Source organism: Bacillus stercoris, from assembly GCF_029772985.1.
Lineage (GTDB): Bacteria > Bacillota > Bacilli > Bacillales > Bacillaceae > Bacillus > Bacillus stercoris.
Genome location: NZ_CP121861.1, coordinates 3,657,571 through 3,676,856, shown reverse-complemented (window position 1 = coordinate 3,676,856; position 19,286 = coordinate 3,657,571). Strand labels below are relative to the sequence as shown.

Genomic DNA, 19,286 nt, shown 5'->3' with positions numbered 1-19,286 from the left:
CTTTCTCTTTCTGCCCTCTTTAGGGGAGATATTTTGAAAAGCGCCTTAAAGGAGTGAATAGGATGTCTGAAGCATATAAAAACGCAGGAGTTGACATCGAAGCCGGATATGAAGCTGTAAAACGAATGAAAAAACACGTGGAGCGCACGAAACGGCTTGGCGTTATGGGCAGCCTTGGCGGTTTTGGCGGCATGTTTGACCTGTCTGAGCTTTCTTATCAAAAGCCAGTTCTCATTTCGGGAACGGACGGTGTCGGCACAAAATTAAAGCTCGCTTTTTCCATGGATAAGCATGACACGATTGGCGTGGACGCTGTTGCGATGTGTGTCAATGACGTGCTGGCACAAGGTGCAGAGCCGTTGTTTTTCCTCGATTATTTAGCGGTTGGCAAAGCGGACCCTGTGAAAATTGAACAGATCGTACAAGGTGTGGCGGACGGCTGTGAGCAGTCAGGTTCAGCCTTAGTCGGCGGCGAGACGGCTGAAATGCCGGGGCTCTATACAGCTGATGAATACGATATTGCCGGTTTCTCAGTCGGAGTGGCAGAAAAGGACGAAATCGTGACTGGAGAAAACATCCAAGAGGGCCATCTCTTGATCGGCCTCAGCTCCAGCGGCCTTCACAGCAACGGATTTTCCCTTGTCAGAAAAGTGCTTCTGGATGATGCGGAGCTGGATCTTGATACAACATATGAGCCGTTTGAACGCCCGCTTGGCGAGGAGTTGCTTGAACCGACAAGAATTTACGTGAAGCCTGTGCTTGCCGCAGTCAAAAGCGGAAAAATTGACGGCATGGCGCACGTCACAGGCGGAGGATTTATCGAAAATATCCCGCGCATGCTTCCAGAAGGCTTAAGTGCGGAAATCGATCACGGTTCATGGCCGATCCCGCCGATTTTCTCTTTCCTGCAAGAGTACGGCAAGCTGAAGGAAGAAGACATGTTCAACGTCTTTAATATGGGTATCGGCTTTGTTTTGGCTGTCAAAGAAGAGCATTTGACAGATGTGATCGGAACGCTTGAAAGCCATGGCGAAAAAGCCTATTTGATCGGGCGTGTGAAAAAAGGCCAAGGCGTCACATTCGGCGGTGCGGCACTTTCATGAAAAAGTTTGCGGTATTTGCATCAGGAAACGGTTCAAACTTCGAAGCCATCGTCACGCGTTTGAAGGAGGAGAACTGGGATGCGTCAGTAGCACTCCTCGTTTGCGACAAACCTCAGGCGAAAGTCATCGAACGGGCGGAAGCATTCCACATTCCATCCTTTGCATTTGAGCCGAAGTCTTATGAAAACAAGGCTGCATTTGAAAAAGCCATTATTGAACAGCTTCGTCTTCACGAGGTTGAATTGATTGTTCTTGCCGGCTATATGAGGCTGATCGGTGATACGCTCCTTCAAGCATATGGAGGAAAAATCATTAACATTCACCCGTCGCTTCTTCCCGCGTTTCCTGGAATCGACGCAGTCGGACAGGCGTTCCGAGCGGGTGTGAAGGTGGCCGGAATCACCGTGCATTATGTCGATGAAGGAATGGATACAGGTCCGATCATCGCTCAAAAGGCAATCGAAATTGATGAACATGATACATTGGAAACAATCGAACAGCGAATTCACAAGCTTGAGCATAAATGGTATCCGAGTGTGATTAAACAGCTATTAGGATTAAATAACAGAGGTGAAAAGGCATGACCATTAAACGTGCATTAATCAGTGTTTCAGATAAAACAAATCTCGTTCCTTTCGTAAAAGAACTGACAGAGCTTGGCGTTGAAGTCATCTCCACAGGCGGAACGAAAAAGCTTCTTCAAGAAAACGGCGTGGATGTGATCGGAATTTCTGAAGTGACAGGATTTCCTGAAATTATGGACGGCCGGTTAAAAACCCTTCACCCGAATATTCACGGCGGTCTTCTGGCGGTTCGCGGCAATGAAGAGCATATGGCGCAGATCAATGAACACGGGATACAGCCGATTGACCTCGTTGTCGTCAACCTCTATCCATTTAAAGAAACGATTTCTAAAGAAGACGTCACGTATGAAGAAGCGATCGAAAATATCGACATCGGCGGACCTGGCATGCTGCGTGCGGCATCAAAAAACCATCAGGATGTGACGGTTATCGTCGATCCGGCCGATTACAGCCCAGTGCTGAAGCAAATCAAAGAAGAAGGCAGCGTATCTCTTCAGAAAAAACGCGAGCTCGCGGCAAAAGTATTCCGTCATACTGCGGCATATGATGCACTGATCGCTGACTATCTGACAGACGTTGTCGGTGAAAAAGAACCAGAGCAATTCACTGTAACATTTGAGAAAAAACAATCGCTTCGCTACGGAGAAAACCCGCATCAGGAAGCAACATTCTATCAAACAGCACTTCCTGTTAAAGGCTCCATTGCGCAAGCAGAACAGCTCCACGGCAAAGAGCTTTCTTACAACAATATTAAAGACGCGGACGCGGCAGTTCAAATCGTTCGTGAATTCACTGAGCCGGCTGCGGTTGCCGTGAAGCATATGAATCCGTGCGGTGTTGGGACCGGGGAAACAATCTCAGAAGCGTTTGACAGAGCGTTTGAAGCGGATAAAACATCTATCTTCGGCGGCATTATCGCGCTGAACCGTGAAGTGGACAAGGCAACTGCCGAAGCGCTTCACAACATTTTCTTAGAAATCATCATTGCGCCTTCATTCAGCCAAGAAGCGCTTGACGTCCTGACTGCGAAGAAAAATCTTCGTCTGCTGACGCTTGACGTATCTGCTGCTGTTCAAAAGGAAAAACAGCTGACATCCGTTCAAGGCGGGCTGCTGATTCAAGATTTAGATATGCACGGCTTCGATGATGCGGAGATCAGCATTCCGACAAAAAGAGAGCCGAACGAGCAAGAGTGGGAGGACTTGAAGCTTGCTTGGAAAGTCGTGAAGCATGTGAAATCAAATGCGATCGTTCTCGCGAAGGACAACATGACAGTCGGCGTGGGAGCAGGCCAAATGAACCGCGTCGGATCAGCGAAAATCGCAATCGAGCAAGCAGGAGAAAAAGCGAAGGGCAGCGCGCTCGGCTCTGATGCATATTTCCCAATGCCGGATACTGTCGAAGAAGCGGCAAAAGCGGGCGTTACAGCCATCATTCAGCCAGGCGGATCAATCCGTGATGAGGATTCCATCAAAAAAGCGGATGAATACGGCATTGCCATGGTCTTCACCTAAGATCAGACACTTCAAACATTAAGGGGATGAAAACGACGTGAATGTATTAATTATCGGTAAAGGCGGAAGAGAGCATACGCTGGCATGGAAGGCAGCGCAAAGCAGCCTCGTCGAGAATGTATTTGCCGCTCCCGGAAATGACGGCATGGCAGCTTCCGCACAGCTTGTAAACATTGAGGAAAGCGACCACGCAGGGCTTGTCTCATTTGCAAAAGAAAATCAGATCGCCCTGACCATTGTCGGCCCTGAGGTTCCTTTAATTGAAGGTCTGGTGGATGAATTCGAAAAAGCGGGCTTGCGTGTGTTCGGCCCGTCAAAAGCCGCGGCGATCATCGAAGGAAGCAAACAGTTCGCTAAGGATTTAATGAAGAAATACGACATTCCGACCGCAGAATACGACACGTTTACTTCCTTTGAAGAGGCGAAGGCATATGTGAAGGAAAAAGGCGCTCCAATTGTCATAAAAGCAGATGGGCTTGCAGCTGGAAAAGGCGTTACTGTTGCTATGACAGAGGAAGAAGCAATCGCATGCCTGCATGATTTTCTTGAGGATGAAAAGTTCGGTGATGCGAGCGCGTCTGTTGTCATTGAAGAATATCTTTCTGGTGAAGAATTTTCTCTGATGGCCTTTGTCAAAGGAGAAAAGGTGTATCCGATGGTGATTGCCCAGGATCACAAGCGTGCGTTTGACGGAGACAAAGGCCCGAACACGGGCGGAATGGGGGCTTACTCTCCAGTTCCGCAAATTTCGGAAGAAACGGTCCGCCATGCGGTAGAAACCATCGTGAAGCCGGCCGCCAAAGCAATGGTACAAGAAGGCCGTTCCTTCACTGGCGTTTTGTACGCTGGATTGATGCTCACTGAAAACGGCTCGAAGGTTATCGAATTTAATGCCCGCTTCGGCGATCCGGAAACACAGGTCGTGCTTCCGCGCATGGAATCTGATCTGGTACAGGTGCTTCTTGATCTTTTAGATGATAAGGAAGTTGACTTAAGATGGAAGGATACCGCGGCTGTTAGTGTGGTGCTTGCTTCAGAAGGGTATCCGGAAAGCTATGCAAAAGGCACGCCGATCGGCAGCCTTGCAGCGGAAACCGAGCAGGTCGTGGTCTTCCATGCCGGAACGAAAGCAGAGGGCGGAGAGTTCGTTACAAACGGTGGGCGCGTCGCCAATGTGACGGCTTTTGATGAAACGTTTGAAGCGGCTAGAGACCGAGTGTACAAAGCGGTTGATGAAATATTCAAACCGGGACTCTTTTTCAGAAAAGATATTGGGGCACGCGCTTTAAAGGCTGCCCAAAAATAAGTGAGGAAAACCCGCAGATTAATCTGCGGGTTTTTTGTTACATAAAAGCGGGATGGTGAGCGGAAGAAGAAAGCACAACGAGTGTGGTCGGTTTTCCATGGGCCATCGAGGCGTCAATAAAATCTTCAAGCGTATGTACCGATTCTGTCACGATCTTTGTCACATAGCTGTACATACCCGTGATACGGTGGTTTTCTGCTACATCAGGATGCGATGTTGCAAAGGCGGCGTAGTGTTTGCAGCTTTTCGGCTCCATGAGAATAAAAGCGGTGACATGTTTGTTTAGTTTTTCGTAACAGATATTCGCGCTGTAGCCGGTAATCACTCCTTTGTCTTCAAGCTTCCTGACACGCTCCGCCGCGCTTGGCGAGCTGAGTCCAACAAGCTTTCCCAGCTCAACCATCGTTAATCTGCCATTTCGCTGCAAATGCGAGAGAATCTGAAGGTCTGTATTGTCCATTTGTCTGGCTCCTTTACATATTTAGGCGAATGAATGAAAATTCCTTTGATCATAAGGTAATGCTGTTGATTTAGCTTCATTGTAGCATATGGATGCCGACTTATTTTTTCTATAATAAAGCCATCAATCAGAGAGGAGGCATCATGTTGCCAAAATTACAGCGTTCTATTACTTGGATACAAGGGACGGCGTTAACGATTGGGGCCGTTTTAGGCTGCGGGATATTAATTCTGCCGTCTGTAACAGCTGACGCAGCCGGTCCCGCTTCTTTATTTGTTTGGGTGTTCATGTCCTTCTTATCTTTTCTTCTTGTCGGCACGCTGGCCCGGCTTGTGAAAATAGCGCCCAGCGCGGGAGGAATCACGGCTTATGTACAGCTGGCCTTTCCAAAAAAAGCCGGGGCTATTTTGGGCTGGATCATGTTAGGGTCCGTTCCGATCGGCGTTCCCATCATCGCTTTGACTGGCGCGCATTACGTCAGTTACGTCACAGAGGCGGCGGATTGGCAGATTACATCGATTGCTGGTTGCATGCTGGCTATCTCTATTTTGCTTCATATGAGAGGGATTCAACTATCCGCAAACATCAGTACACTCGTTATATGTGTCATCGTATTTCTGCTTGTCACTTCTATTGCTGTGTCATTGCCACACGTCACGATAGCACAATTCAAGCCGTTTCTTCCACATGGCTGGTCTGCCGCGGGATCTGTTTCAGTTATGATTTTTTTCTCCTTTGTAGGCTGGGAAATGATTACCCCGTTGGCTGAGGAATTTCATCGCCCTGAAAAAGATGTCCCGCTTAGCTTGTTTTTGGCAGCGTCTTGTGTGGCAGGGCTGTATATCATGCTGTCATTTGTGACGGTGGGGACTCATTCATATGGACAGAATGGAGAAATTGCATCGCTTGCCATGCTCATCTCAAAAGGAGCAGGAGAAAGCGGTGTATATGTCACGGTATGTTTAGCGCTCTTTATTACATTCGCCACCATACACGCAAATATTGCTGGTTTTTCAAGAATGGTGTACGCATTGGCGAGAGAGGGGCACATCCCCGTATTTTTTGGAAAACTAAGTGCGACAAAACGTACGCCTATCCGTGTTTTGACCGCGATGGCCGCGGTGTTTGGCTTAGTGCTTGCAGCGCATGGCCTGTTTCAAATCGATTTGACGACTCTGTTGAAAGGGCCGAGCGCGGCTTTCATCGCATCTTACCTATGTACATTGGCGGCAGCACTGAAACTCCTGAGCTGGAGAGATTCGGGCTGGTGGATGGCGCTCGGGGCGTTTGTGGCGTGCGCGGTGATCTACTCATTCAGCGGCTGGGCGCTTCTTTATCCGGCAGTGCTGGCAGCTGCAGGATATTTCTATATGAAAACAAAGGGTGGGCATAAAAAAAAGCTCGATCACGTTTCGTGATCAAGCTTTTTCTTTATCCGTTTTGCTGGCCGTTATTTCCAGAATCGCTGTTTTGAAACATGTAGGTCACAGGACAGAATCGCAGGATTCCCGAACCCGCTTTCATGGCCCCCATAAAGATGTAAAAGAGATGCATTCTGCACCAAGGTTTTTTCGTAAACTTTGCGCTCGCGGCTGACATAATCGTCAATCCGCAGGCGATTCTGAAGACGGCATTGATGAGACTGATGTTTGGCTTCAAGGAAATCCGCTCCTTTTACTTAAAAAAGTTTTTTAACCGAACCTTCAAAAATTTGTAACGTTTTTATCGTGCGTGATGAGGAAGGATGTGATACCATGAGTCTAATACATGTAAAGGAGAGTATGTGAATGTCCGAACGCACCTTTAACTGGAAAAACAAAGACATCAGGGCACAGGTTGATGTTGTAGACTCAAAGCTGCTTCCAACGCTCCTTTTACGGAATGCTCTCGTCTTAAATCCATATGTAAAACAATGGCTGAAAAAAAACATTTGGATTTATCAGGACCGCATTGTTTATGTGGGTCATGAACTTCCGAATAGAGCCGAAGAAATTCCTACGATTGATTGTGAAGGAAAATACATTGTGCCAGGTTATATTGAACCGCACGCACATCCTTTTCAAATATATAATCCCCAAACACTGGCGGAATATGTGTCTCAATACGGAACAACGACATTCGTGAATGATAACTTATTTTTGCTTTTGCAAAGCGGAAAAAAGAAAGCGCTTACGATTTTGAATGAACTCAAAAAGCAGCCTGTCCAGTATTTTTGGTGGTCACGCTATGATCTCCAGACCGAGGTTCTGAACGAGGACCACGTCCTTCCATTTGACGTCAGAAAACAGTGGATTGAACATCCGGATGTGATTCAAGGCGGAGAAATGACCGGATGGCCTCGCTTGGTAGATGGTGATGATTTAATGCTCCACTGCATGCAAGCTACAAAGAAACAGCGAAAACGCATTGAAGGGCATTTTCCCGGCGCATCTGATAAAACGCTTACAAAAATGAAGCTGTTCGGTGCGGATTGTGATCATGAAGCGATGACAGGTGATGAAGTGATGAGAAGGCTGGAACTGGGCTATTATGTTTCCCTTCGGAACTCTTCCATTCGCCCCGATGTAAGAAAAATCTTGCAAGAGCTGCATGAGAAGGGCTTCCGCTATTATGACCACTTCTTTTACACGACAGATGGCGCAACCCCGAATTTCTATAAAGGCGGCATGACAAACGAGCTGATTCGCATTGCGTTAGAAGAAGGCGTACCTGCAATTGACGCCTACAATATGGCATCATTTAATATTGCGAAGTATTACCAAATGGATGATTATTTAGGAGTTGTCGGGCCTGGCAGACTGGCTTCGCTGAACATACTGGAAGACCCGCAAAATCCAAATCCCGTGACTGTTCTGTCAAAAGGGACCATCCTGCGAGAAGACGGCTGTGATTTGAAGGCGTTTACAAATATGGACTGGAACAAAGGCGGTCTTGTCCCGCTTGAGCTTTCATATGATATGACGATGGATGACTTGCAGTTTTCTATGCCGATGGGCGTGAAAATGCGGAATGCGGTCATTATGGAGCCGTATATGATTGAGATCGACAATTCGATGGAACAGCTCTCGTTTGACCATGATGAAAGTTATTTGACGATGCTCGACAGACACGGGAAATGGCGCGTCAATACGATGATAAAAGGCTTTGCCTCAAACGTGCAGGGATTTGTTAGCTCCTTTACGACGACTGGCGATATTGTCGCGATTGGTAAAAATAAAGCGGATATGCTGCTCGCTTTCGCCCGCATGAAAGAGATCGGGGGAGGAATCGTTCTGGCGGAAAACGGGAACATTCTGTATGAAATTCCGCTTGCGCTGTGCGGCTGCGCCTCTTCAGAAGCATATGAAGTCGTGCTTGAGAAGGAACAGAAGCTGAGAGATCTTTTGACAGAAAGAGGCTACAAATTTAGTGATCCCGTCTATACGCTGCTCTTTTTGCAAAGTACGCACCTTCCGTATATACGCATTACGCCGAGAGGAATCTTCGACGTCATGAAAAAAACTGTACTCTTTCCATCGATAATGCGTTAAAATATAAAAGAGCGGGGAGCCGACATATGAAAAAATGGATGACAGTTTGCGTGCTGTGTTTCGTGTTTTTTCTGCTTGTATCCTGCCAGCAGAAGGACGCTGTCCCGGATTCCGCAAAGAAGCCGAAAGCTCCTTTGACTGGACTGGAGATTGAACAGAAGGTGACTGAACGCCGGCCTGTTGCTGTTGTGGTGAACAATCATCCGAAGGCGAGGCCGCAGTCTGGACTGTCTAAAGCCGACATTGTCATAGAAGCGCTTGCAGAAGGGCAGATCACACGATTTCTGGCTATTTTCCAAAGCCAGATGCCTGAAACTGTCGGACCTGTGCGGAGCGCTCGGGAATATTTCGTCACTCTCAGCAATGGCTTTGACAGCATATTTGTCCATCACGGCTGGAGTCCCGGCGCCAAAGAGCAGCTAGAATCCGGAGCTGCCGATTATATAAACGGATTGGATTTTGACGGAAGCTTATTTTGGAGAGCTGATTTCAGCAAACCGCCCCATAATTCCTACACGTCTTATGATTACATAAAAAAGGCGGCGGAACAAAAGGGATATGAGCTGAAGCGGGAAACAAATCCGCTGCTGTTTCAAACATCAGAAGCAAAACCTGCAAATGAATCTTACAATGTTCGGGTAGATTATGGAACAAAAAACGTTACAAATCTTGTCGAATACAACTATGATAAAAAAGCTGAATCTTATACAAGAAGCTCTGATGGTGTCATAACGACAGACCGGGAAACCGGAAAGCCGGTTGCAATGCAAAATATTTTCATTGTTGAAGCCAGCCATCATATTATTGATCAAGATGGAAGGCGGGACATCGACTTGGAATCAGGGGGGAAAGGTCTGTTGTTTCAGCACGGAAACGTCATTGAAACAGACTGGAAACAAGTGAATGGCAGAATTGTGCCGATAAAAGCCGGCAAGTGGCTTCCGTTTGTGCCAGGAAAGACTTGGATCAATATCGTACCTGATCTTGATGCGGCTTCCATTAGTAAAGGAGAAGGTGTGTAACGATGCAAATCGATAAATTACGCGGCAAAGAGCTGGACCAGTTATTTAACTCGATCTTATCGCTGAAAGACCTGGAGGAATGTTACCGATTCTTCGATGATCTATGCACAATTAACGAAATTCAATCGCTGGCTCAGCGCCTTGAAGTGGCGCGCATGCTTCGCGAAGGAAACACGTATCATAAGATTGAAACAGAAACAGGCGCTTCCACGGCTACGATTTCCCGTGTGAAACGCTGCTTAAATTACGGAAATGACGCTTATGAAATGGCGCTTGACCGTGTGAAGGAGACGGAAACTGAGTCTTCTTCTAAATAACAAAGAAACCGCCCTGCCGTTTGGCAAGGGCGGTTTCTTTATGAAACAAATTGATGGATCAGGTTGTCGATATCGACAATGCTGCCATCCTCTTTTCGATAGACAACATGCTCCTTGGAAAAGTGAACCGGCGAATTGATTCCTGCTGCGGCTGCAAGGTTAAACAGCCCCTCGCGCAGTGAAATAACATAGTTGCAGACACGGTGCTGTTTTTCCTCAATGATCAATGCTTTTTGCAATTTTGGATCTGTCGTCGCCACGCCTGCTGGACAGGTGTTGTTGTGGCAGACGAGAGCACGGATGCAGCCAACCGAAAACATCATGCCGCGTGCGATGTTGACAAAGTCAGCGCCGAGAGCTAAGGCGACCGCGATTTTATCAGGAGTCAGGAGCTTTCCGGAAGCAAAGATTTTCAGCTGTCTGCGCAACCCGTACTGTCTAAGAAGCGTGTCAACAATAGGCAGTGCTGTCATAATCGGAAGGCCGACTGTATCCGCGAGCTCGTAAAAGGAAGCTCCGGTACCGCCTTCACTTCCGTCGATCGTGATAAAATCCGGATGCTTTCCGCTTTTCTGCATATAGGAGAAAAGCTCATGCAATTCTTCAGGATGCCCTGCGACCAGTTTGATGCCGACTGGCTTTTGCCCGACATCCCTAAGTTTTTCAATAAAGTCGAGCATTTCAGGAGGGTTTGAGAATTCATAAAAGCGGTTCGGGCTGTCAATCGACTTTCCTGGTTCGACATTCCGAATGTCTGCCACTTCCTCTGATACTTTGGCGCCGTCCACGTGGCCGCCCCGGGTTTTTGCTCCTTGTGCCAGCTTTAGCTCAAACGCTTTAATCTGGTCAATTCTGCTTTTTCTTTTAAATTCCTCCCACGAAAATTCCCCATTTCTTTTGCGCACACCGAATAGGCCCGGTCCGATTTGGCAAATGATATCGGCGCCGCCCTTTAAGTGATACTCAGACAATCCTCCCTCACCTGTATTCATCCAAGTGCCGCCTGCCTGATGGAGCCCTTTTGAGAGCGCCGTAATTGCCCGTTCTCCGAGGGAGCCGTAGCTCATTGCAGACTGGCCGACTAATCCCTTGACGTGAAATGGCTTCTCGCATGTATGCTCGCCAATCACCTGCACATCATCAGGATGAAGAAAATACGGATCTGCCTTGATGCGTTCGGCGTGTTCCTTGCGTTTGAAGAGATTGTTTGCATCCATTTTATAGATTTGGGTTTCAATTTTTGGCGTTTGATTTACGTGCATTTCTTCCCTTTGTTTTGGAAACATAGCGTTACGGATATAATAGCCGGGTTTATCAAAATCTCTTACAGATCCAAAGCCCATCATTCTGCTTTTGTATTTGCCAGAGATAACCGTTTGCTCATATTCCTTTCGTGAAAAAGGCTGCTCTTCATTGTCATTGCTATATAAATACTGTCTGAGCTCCGGCCCGATTTTTTCAAGGATATACCGAAACCTTCCGATGACGGGGTAGTTGCGAAGAATTGAGTGCTCCTGCTGTTTTTCATCCTTTATGTAGATCCAGGCAAACAAGACGATCGGGATAGCGATGATCCCAATGATAAATGCGATGAGTGCAATAATAATGGTTTCCATCTCTCAGCCTCCCTTTTTTATGTAACCATTTCCACAGTTGAACACTTTCCAAACAATAGGAGAGGGAATCTGGTGAAAAATGTGCGCTTTTGCAGAAATAAGACTCACTGCGCAGGTACGTCCGCCTGCTCTCTTTTTTATGAAAAAAGAATCAAAACACCTTTTTCAGTGAATAACGAGATTAACGGCTTTTTCCGTTTTTCCGCGCTATGTGAATTTGTTATAATGTTTAAATGGTAACAAACGAATGGAGGAACATATGACGTGTACGATGTAACAGAGTGGAAGCATGTCTTTAAACTCGATCCAAATAAAGATTTGCCTGACGAACAGCTGGAGATCCTTTGCGAATCAGGAACGGATGCGGTCATTATCGGAGGAAGCGATGGTGTGACAGAGGATAATGTCCTGCGGATGATGTCTAAGGTCAGACGGTTTTTGGTGCCGTGTGTTCTTGAGGTGTCGGCAATTGAAGCGATCGTTCCAGGCTTTGACTTATATTTTATTCCGAGTGTATTAAACAGCAAAAACACGGATTGGATTGTCGGAATGCACCAGAAAGCCATGAAGGAATATGGAGAACTGATGTCTATGGAAGAAATCGTGGCGGAAGGCTACTGCATCGCAAATCCAGATTGCAAAGCGGCGGCACTGACTGAAGCGGATGCCGAAATGAGTACTGAAGATATTGTCGCTTATGCGCGTGTGTCAGAGCTGCTGCAGCTGCCGATTTTTTATTTAGAATACAGCGGCATGCTTGGAGACATAGAAGCTGTCAAGAAAACGAAGGCTGTATTGGAAACGTCCACCTTGTTTTATGGCGGCGGCATCAAGGATGCAGAAACGGCCAAACAGTATGCAGAGCATGCGGACGTGATCGTTGTAGGCAATGCGGTGTATGAAGATTTCGACAAGGCTTTGAAAACAGTAGCGGCTGTGAAAGGCGAGTAGTAAATTGTACGGATTTGGTTTATGATAGAACATATGTTTTGTATAGGCGGGTGAACAAATTTTGAATTATATTAGCAATCAATTACTAAGCGGTTTAAATCCCGTTCAGCAGGAAGCAGTCAAAACAACGGACGGGCCTCTTTTGCTGATGGCGGGAGCGGGAAGCGGAAAGACGCGTGTCCTGACACACAGAATTGCTTATTTAATGGCAGAAAAACATGTGGCGCCGTGGAACATTCTGGCGATCACATTTACCAATAAAGCGGCACGCGAAATGAAAGAACGTGTGGAAAGCATCCTCGGGCCCGGAGCGGACGATATCTGGATTTCCACATTCCACAGCATGTGCGTGCGGATCTTGCGCAGAGATATCGACCGGATTGGGATTAACCGAAATTTCTCCATCCTTGATACGGCGGACCAGCTTTCAGTAATCAAAGGGATTTTGAAGGAGCGCAATCTTGATCCGAAGAAGTTTGACCCGAGAAGCATCCTTGGCACGATCAGCAGTGCGAAAAACGAATTAACCGAACCGGAGGAATTCTCTAAGGTTGCCGGCGGCTACTACGATCAGGTGGTCAGCGACGTATATGCTGATTATCAGAAGAAGCTTTTGAAAAACCAGTCGCTCGATTTCGACGATTTAATTATGACGACGATTAAACTGTTTGACAGAGTGCCTGAAGTGCTTGAATTTTATCAGCGCAAATTCCAGTACATCCACGTTGATGAGTATCAGGATACGAACAGGGCGCAATACATGCTCGTTAAGCAGCTTGCCGAGCGTTTCCAGAACCTTTGCGTTGTCGGGGACTCTGATCAGTCGATCTACAGGTGGCGCGGCGCGGATATCACCAACATTCTTTCATTTGAAAAAGATTATCCGAATGCAAGCGTGATTTTGCTAGAACAAAACTATCGTTCAACGAAACGGATTTTGCGCGCGGCTAACGAGGTCATCAAAAATAACTCTAACCGCAAACCGAAAAATTTGTGGACGGAAAACGATGAAGGCATCAAGATTTCTTATTATCGCGGTGATAATGAGTTCGGTGAAGGACAGTTTGTGGCCGGCAAAATTCATCAGCTTCACAGTTCAGGCAAGCGGAAGCTGTCGGATATCGCCATTTTATACCGGACAAACGCGCAGTCCCGTGTGATTGAGGAAACGCTTCTCAAAGCGGGCTTGAACTATAACATTGTCGGCGGCACAAAGTTCTATGACAGAAAAGAAATTAAAGACATTCTTGCGTACCTGCGCCTCGTATCCAATCCGGATGACGATATCAGTTTCACGCGCATTGTCAATGTGCCAAAGCGCGGAGTTGGCGCGACATCACTTGAGAAAATCGCTTCGTATGCGGCCATAAACGGTTTGTCATTTTTCCAAGCGATTCAGCAGGTTGATTTTATCGGCGTCAGTGCCAAAGCAGCCAACGCGCTTGACGGCTTCAGACAGATGATTGAGAACCTGACCAATATGCAGGATTACTTATCCATTACAGAGCTGACAGAAGAAATTCTTGATAAGACCGAATACAGAGAAATGCTGAAGGCTGAGAAATCGATCGAAGCCCAAAGCCGTTTAGAAAACATCGACGAGTTCCTGTCTGTTACGAAAAACTTTGAACAGAAAAGTGAGGACAAGACACTCGTTGCGTTCCTGACAGACTTGGCGCTGATTGCAGATATCGATCAGCTCGACCAGAAGGAGGAAGAGTCAGGCGGCAAGGATGCAATCACCTTGATGACACTGCACGCCGCAAAAGGGCTGGAGTTCCCGGTTGTTTTCTTGATGGGGCTTGAAGAAGGCGTCTTCCCGCACAGCCGTTCATTAATGGAGGAAGTGGAAATGGAAGAAGAACGCCGCCTTGCTTACGTTGGGATTACAAGGGCGGAGCAGGAGCTCTATCTGACCAACGCCAAAATGCGCACCTTGTTTGGCCGAACGAATATGAACCCGGAATCTCGCTTTATTGCTGAAATACCGGATGATTTATTGGAAAACCTAAATGAGAAAAAAGAAACGAGAGCGCCGTCTGCGAGAAAAATGCAGCCGAGACGCGGCCCTGTTTCACGTCCGGTATCCTACGCCAGCAAAACAGGCGGCGACACCTTGAACTGGGCAGTCGGAGATAAGGCGGGCCATAAAAAATGGGGAACAGGAACTGTCGTCAGTGTGAAAGGCGAAGGAGAAGGGACGGAGCTCGATATTGCCTTCCCGAGTCCTGTCGGCGTGAAACGCCTGTTAGCAGCATTTGCTCCTATTGAAAAGCAGTAATTGAAGAGGAAAGGAAGAAGCAGATGGACAAAGAAACAGCCAAGCAGCGGGCAGACGAACTGCGCCGCACCATCAACAAGTATAGCTATGAATATTACACCCTAGATGAACCGAGCGTCCCTGATGCCGAATACGACAGATTGATGCAGGAGCTGATTGCGATCGAGGAGGAGCATCCAGACCTCAGAACGCCTGACTCTCCTACGCAGCGCGTCGGCGGAGCCGTGCTTGAAGCGTTTCAAAAGGTCACCCACGGCACACCGATGCTCAGTCTGGGCAACGCCTTTAATGCTGATGATCTCCGTGATTTCGACCGCCGTGTGCGCCAAGCCGTCGGTGACGATGTGGCGTATAATGTGGAGCTGAAAATAGACGGTCTTGCTGTTTCTCTCCGTTATGAAGACGGCTATTTTGTCAGAGGAGCCACACGAGGTGACGGAACGACGGGAGAGGATATTACTGAGAATCTGAAGACGATTCGCAATATCCCACTCAAAATGAACCGTGAGCTGTCGATCGAAGTGCGCGGCGAGGCGTATATGCCGAAGCGTTCGTTTGAAGCACTCAATGAAGAACGAATTAAAAATGAAGAAGAACCGTTCGCTAATCCGCGAAATGCCGCGGCAGGATCACTTAGACAGCTCGATCCGAAAATTGCAGCGAAACGAAACCTTGATATCTTCGTCTACAGTATAGCGGAGCTTGACGAGATGGGTGTGGAGACGCAAAGCCAAGGGCTTGATTTTCTCGACGAACTCGGATTTAAAACGAATCAGGAACGAAAAAAATGCGGCGACATAGAAGAAGTCATTACGCTGATCGATGAGCTTCAGGCGAAGCGCGCTGACCTGCCGTACGAAATAGACGGCATTGTCATTAAAGTCGATTCTCTCGATCAGCAGGAGGAGCTCGGTTTTACGGCGAAAAGCCCGCGCTGGGCCATCGCGTATAAGTTTCCTGCTGAAGAGGTCGTGACGAAGCTTCTCGATATCGAATTAAATGTCGGCAGAACGGGTGTGATCACGCCGACCGCGATTCTTGAGCCGGTAAAAGTTGCCGGCACAACGGTCTCAAGAGCATCCCTTCATAACGAAGATTTAATTAAAGAGAAGGACATTCGGATTTTGGATAAGGTTGTTGTCAAAAAAGCGGGCGATATCATCCCGGAAGTCGTGAATGTCCTCGTTGAACAGCGCACAGGAGAAGAAAAGGAATTCAGCATGCCGACGGAATGTCCTGAATGCGGCAGTGAGCTCGTCCGGATCGAAGGAGAAGTGGCGCTTCGCTGCATTAACCCTGAATGTCCGGCGCAAATCCGGGAAGGGCTGATCCATTTCGTTTCCCGCAATGCCATGAACATTGACGGGCTCGGCGAACGAGTGATCACACAGCTGTTTGAGGAAAACCTTGTCCGCAATGTGGCAGATTTATATAAGCTGACGAAGGAACAAGTCATCCAGCTCGAACGCATGGGTGAAAAGTCCACTGAAAACCTGATCAGCTCCATCCAAAAATCAAAAGAAAATTCGTTAGAGCGCCTGCTGTTTGGGCTTGGCATCCGCTTTATCGGATCAAAGGCTGCAAAGACGCTCGCCATGCAGTTTGAAAGCTTGGAGAACCTGAAAAAAGCCTCTAAAGACGAACTTCTCGCGGTTGATGAAATCGGTGAAAAAATGGCTGACGCGGTCATCACCTATTTTCATAAAGAAGAAATGCTTGAACTCTTGAATGAACTTCAGGAGCTGGGCGTAAACACGCTTTACAAAGGCCCGAAAAAAGTAAAGGCAGAGGACAGTGATTCTTACTTTGCCGGTAAAACAATTGTTCTGACAGGAAAGCTGGAAGAACTGTCAAGAAACGAAGCCAAAGCGCAAATCGAAGCGCTGGGCGGAAAACTGACGGGAAGCGTCAGCAAAAACACAGACTTGGTCATCGCCGGAGAAGCGGCGGGAAGCAAGCTGACAAAAGCACAAGAGCTGAACATTGAAGTGTGGAATGAAGAACAGTTAATGGAAGAGCTAAAGAAATAAGAGGAGTGTTTTCTATTGAAAAAGACGTTGGCATTGGCGGCAACGGCGGCAGTATTAATGCTGTCTGCCTGCTCGTCAGGTTTTGGGGGGGAGAAGGAGGAAGAGATTACGCAAAAGACGGCGAAATCGTCAGAAAAAGCGATTGTCCCGAAATATAATATCTCTGACTCCTATTACAAAATGGTGCTGCCGTTTAAGGCAGGCAAAGCGCGCGGCTTAACAACGGAACAGCTGAACACGAGACTGGACATTGACGAGTTTGAAACAGGGCTGATGCGTCTTGCCCAAGATTCTTTCTCGACTGACGATTATCTGTTCCAGGAAGGACAATATTTAGATGAGGATACAGTATTAAGCTGGCTGGCCCGGAAAAAAACGGGCTCTGATTTGAAAAAAGCCGAAAAAGAAGATAAGAACTTCAAAAATGAAGGCTTGAACCCGGCGCTCCCGAGTTCTGGTTCAACAGAAGAAAAGAACGAAAGCAGCCCGATTTATTTAGCATCCATGCTTGAGCACGATTATTTAGTCAGAAAAGACAAGAATTCTATCCAGCTTGGCGGCGTCATGATCGGACTGGCGTTAAACTCAGTGTATTACTATCGTGAAAAAACGGGCGACCCGCAAAAAGAAGTGGAGATTAAGGACAGCACGCTCCGCCAGCAAGGAGAAAAAATCGCACAGGAGGTTATTAACCGCCTCCGTAAAAAAGATAACTTGAAGAATGTGCCAATTACAGTCGCACTCTACAAGCAGGCGTCGAAAACATCGATTGTGCCGGGGAACTTCATCGCCAAAACAGAGGTCAAAGCAGGCTCTACTGATATCTCAAATTGGGATGACATCAATGAAAAATACGTATTCTATCCAGCGGATACAACCACAGCAGAAAAGTACCCGGATGACACCGAGGTCTTTAAGCGGTTCAAAAATTCAATTGAAGAATATTTCCCGAACTATACAGGCGTTGTCGGTACAGCGCTGTATGATAATGATGAAATGAAGAAAATAAAGATTGACATACCAATGCAATTCTACGGAAAAAGTGAAGTTGTCGCGTTTACCCAGTTCCTAACGGGTGAAGTGATGGACTACTACTCTAAAGGCTCAATTGATGTCGAAGTCAATATCACGTCCTCAGACGGACAAGAAGCGGTCATTATCCGCAATGCCGGAGATAAAGAGCCGACTGTTCACATTTATGACTAATATTGGATGACCCCTTGTGCCGCTGCGGCGCAGGGGTTTTTTGCGTTTTTTTTGAAGGCTAAGTAGCATTGGAGAGGGTGTTTATTTATGTTATGATGTTCTAAAAATAGAAAAGGGTTGAAATTATGAAAAATAAATCCTTTTATTTTATATGGGCGGGCCAGTCAATTGCCAATTTAGGAGATTCTTTATACGTGCTGGTACTGACTCTATTTACGTATCAAGTCACAGACTCGGCCTTCTTGGCATCGCTGGTAGCCATGATGCAGTTCGTGGGTCAGTCATTAAGCGCAGTATTTATACCGGTTTTCATTCATAAATACAGACTAAAGCACATTTTGATTTTTTTACAGTTAACGCAAACCATTCTGTTATCTTTGTTGCTTCTTATATTTATGATAGATTTTAAATCTATTTTTATTTTTTTCTTTATCGTATTTTTAATGTCGCTGTTAGACGGAGGAACGATTCCAGTCAGAAATTCAATGATTCCCCGCTTTGTTCCAAAATCCATGTTGTTGAAAGCAAACAGCTTGGTGCTGACCTCTGACCAAATCGTGCTCCTGCTTGGATGGATGCTCGGCGGTATTTTGATCAAATGGCTCGGGCCGCAATTGCTGCTATTGTTGACTTTTGCACTTTATGGCACCTCTACAGTCTCTTTATTTTTTGTCAAGGATGCGGGAAAAGGAGATGCAGAAAAGGAAGAAACCGAGTCCTTTATGGATAAAATTTCTTCCGGGTGGAAAGCAATTTATCGCATGCCTGTTATCAGAATGCTGACTGTTCTTGAGCTATTATCCATGTTCGGCAGAAGTATTTGGACAGGAGCCATTATCCTTGTTTATGTCGATGAAGTGCTGCATAAAAGCGAAACATGGTGGGGGTTTATTAACGCAAGCTATTTCGCCGGCACCATTACAGGCGGTTTAATCGTTTGGAAACTTTCAAAAATAATGAATGGAAAACTGTTCTCGATGATTTTATGGACATCACTTGCCATCGGCGCTTGCACACTATGCCTTGCGCTTAATAAGTATGCGTTGGTATCGCTGCTTTTTGTCTTTATTTTAGGACCTTCATTTCAGCTCCGGGGAATTGCGATCAGAACCTATGTGCAGGAGAGCATAAATGAAACTTTGCTTCCGAAAATACTGTCGGCTCAGCATACAATAAGTACATTTGTATACGGTGCATCGATCTTAATTATGAGCAGTCTTACTGATTGGCTGGGTGTCCAATATGTATTTTTCTTAAATTTTATTATTTTTACTGTTTCAGCGCTTTTATCTTTAAAACTAAAAAATGAACAAATATAGACAATCTTTTATAAATATTTACAAATTATTTGTTATGTGATTAAATT

Annotated in this window: 15 protein-coding genes and 1 pseudogene; 13 read left to right on the top strand and 3 right to left on the bottom strand. The window is 46.6% G+C overall.

The window, feature by feature from the left end:
- The first annotated feature begins 62 nt into the window (after positions 1–62).
- The 4 genes and pseudogenes from purM to purD all read left to right on the top strand — a co-directional run bounded on the left by purM (position 63) and on the right by purD (position 4,507).
- Positions 63–1,103, top strand: coding sequence for a phosphoribosylformylglycinamidine cyclo-ligase (gene purM / locus QA442_RS19020; RefSeq protein ID WP_069149094.1), 1,041 nt, complete (start codon positions 63–65; stop codon positions 1,101–1,103).
- Positions 1,100–1,687 (top strand): phosphoribosylglycinamide formyltransferase, encoded by a 588-nt coding sequence (gene purN, locus QA442_RS19015; protein WP_095432123.1) that lies wholly within the window; start codon positions 1,100–1,102, stop codon positions 1,685–1,687. Before purM ends, purN begins: the two co-directional genes overlap by 4 nt.
- Positions 1,684–3,223 (top strand): annotated as a pseudogene (purH, locus tag QA442_RS19010) (bifunctional phosphoribosylaminoimidazolecarboxamide formyltransferase/IMP cyclohydrolase). Before purN ends, purH begins: the two are co-directional and overlap by 4 nt.
- A 15-nt stretch (positions 3,224–3,238) precedes the next feature.
- On the top strand, positions 3,239–4,507 hold the full coding sequence (gene purD / locus QA442_RS19005; RefSeq protein WP_095432124.1) for a phosphoribosylamine--glycine ligase: 1,269 nt from the start codon (positions 3,239–3,241) through the stop codon (positions 4,505–4,507).
- Positions 4,508–4,544: 37 nt separating this feature from the next.
- Here purD and QA442_RS19000 read toward each other — a convergent pair whose 3' ends face one another.
- Positions 4,545–4,967, bottom strand: a complete 423-nt coding sequence (locus QA442_RS19000; RefSeq protein WP_095432125.1) for an Lrp/AsnC family transcriptional regulator — start codon at positions 4,965–4,967, stop codon at positions 4,545–4,547.
- A gap of 143 nt (positions 4,968–5,110) precedes the next feature.
- On the opposite strand from QA442_RS19000, the gene QA442_RS18995 reads away from it, so the two are divergent.
- On the top strand, positions 5,111–6,385 hold the full coding sequence (locus tag QA442_RS18995; RefSeq protein WP_095432126.1) for an APC family permease: 1,275 nt from the start codon (positions 5,111–5,113) through the stop codon (positions 6,383–6,385).
- A gap of 13 nt (positions 6,386–6,398) precedes the next feature.
- On the opposite strand, the gene QA442_RS18990 is transcribed toward QA442_RS18995, so the two are convergent.
- Entirely contained in the window at positions 6,399–6,626 is a 228-nt protein-coding gene (locus tag QA442_RS18990) for a YgaP family membrane protein (RefSeq protein ID WP_040083954.1), read from the bottom strand.
- A 128-nt stretch (positions 6,627–6,754) separates the two neighbouring features.
- Here QA442_RS18990 and QA442_RS18985 point away from each other — a divergent pair, with 128 nt between their 5' ends.
- The 3 genes from QA442_RS18985 to QA442_RS18975 are packed head-to-tail and all read left to right on the top strand — an operon-like array spanning position 6,755 to position 9,836.
- Positions 6,755–8,497, top strand: a complete 1,743-nt coding sequence (locus tag QA442_RS18985; RefSeq protein WP_095432127.1) for an adenine deaminase — start codon at positions 6,755–6,757, stop codon at positions 8,495–8,497.
- A 26-nt stretch (positions 8,498–8,523) separates the two neighbouring features.
- A complete protein-coding gene (locus QA442_RS18980) occupies positions 8,524–9,519 on the top strand; it encodes a DUF3048 domain-containing protein (RefSeq protein WP_095432128.1) in 996 nt (331 codons plus the stop codon).
- A 2-nt stretch (positions 9,520–9,521) separates the two neighbouring features.
- Positions 9,522–9,836, top strand: a complete 315-nt coding sequence (locus tag QA442_RS18975; protein ID WP_003219429.1) for a YerC/YecD family TrpR-related protein — start codon at positions 9,522–9,524, stop codon at positions 9,834–9,836.
- A gap of 38 nt (positions 9,837–9,874) precedes the next feature.
- Here QA442_RS18975 and QA442_RS18970 read toward each other — a convergent pair whose 3' ends face one another.
- Entirely contained in the window at positions 9,875–11,452 is a 1,578-nt protein-coding gene (locus tag QA442_RS18970; RefSeq protein ID WP_279473357.1) for an FMN-binding glutamate synthase family protein, read from the bottom strand.
- Between the two features lie 264 nt (positions 11,453–11,716).
- Here QA442_RS18970 and pcrB point away from each other — a divergent pair, with 264 nt between their 5' ends.
- The 5 genes from pcrB (at position 11,717) to QA442_RS18945 (ending at position 19,239) form a co-directional block, all read left to right on the top strand.
- Positions 11,717–12,403 carry a heptaprenylglyceryl phosphate synthase gene (gene pcrB, locus QA442_RS18965; protein WP_095432129.1) on the top strand — a complete coding sequence of 229 codons (687 nt, stop codon included), beginning with the start codon at positions 11,717–11,719 and terminating at the stop codon, positions 12,401–12,403.
- Positions 12,404–12,464: 61 nt separating this feature from the next.
- Positions 12,465–14,684 carry a DNA helicase PcrA gene (gene pcrA, locus QA442_RS18960; protein WP_095432130.1) on the top strand — a complete coding sequence of 740 codons (2,220 nt, stop codon included), beginning with the start codon at positions 12,465–12,467 and terminating at the stop codon, positions 14,682–14,684.
- A gap of 23 nt (positions 14,685–14,707) precedes the next feature.
- Entirely contained in the window at positions 14,708–16,714 is a 2,007-nt protein-coding gene (gene ligA, locus QA442_RS18955; RefSeq protein WP_071581608.1) for an NAD-dependent DNA ligase LigA, read from the top strand.
- Between the two features lie 15 nt (positions 16,715–16,729).
- On the top strand, positions 16,730–17,920 hold the full coding sequence (locus QA442_RS18950; RefSeq protein ID WP_014663077.1) for a CamS family sex pheromone protein: 1,191 nt from the start codon (positions 16,730–16,732) through the stop codon (positions 17,918–17,920).
- Positions 17,921–18,045: 125 nt separating this feature from the next.
- Positions 18,046–19,239 carry an MFS transporter gene (locus tag QA442_RS18945; protein ID WP_095432131.1) on the top strand — a complete coding sequence of 398 codons (1,194 nt, stop codon included), beginning with the start codon at positions 18,046–18,048 and terminating at the stop codon, positions 19,237–19,239.
- The last annotated feature ends 47 nt before the right edge of the window (positions 19,240–19,286 follow it).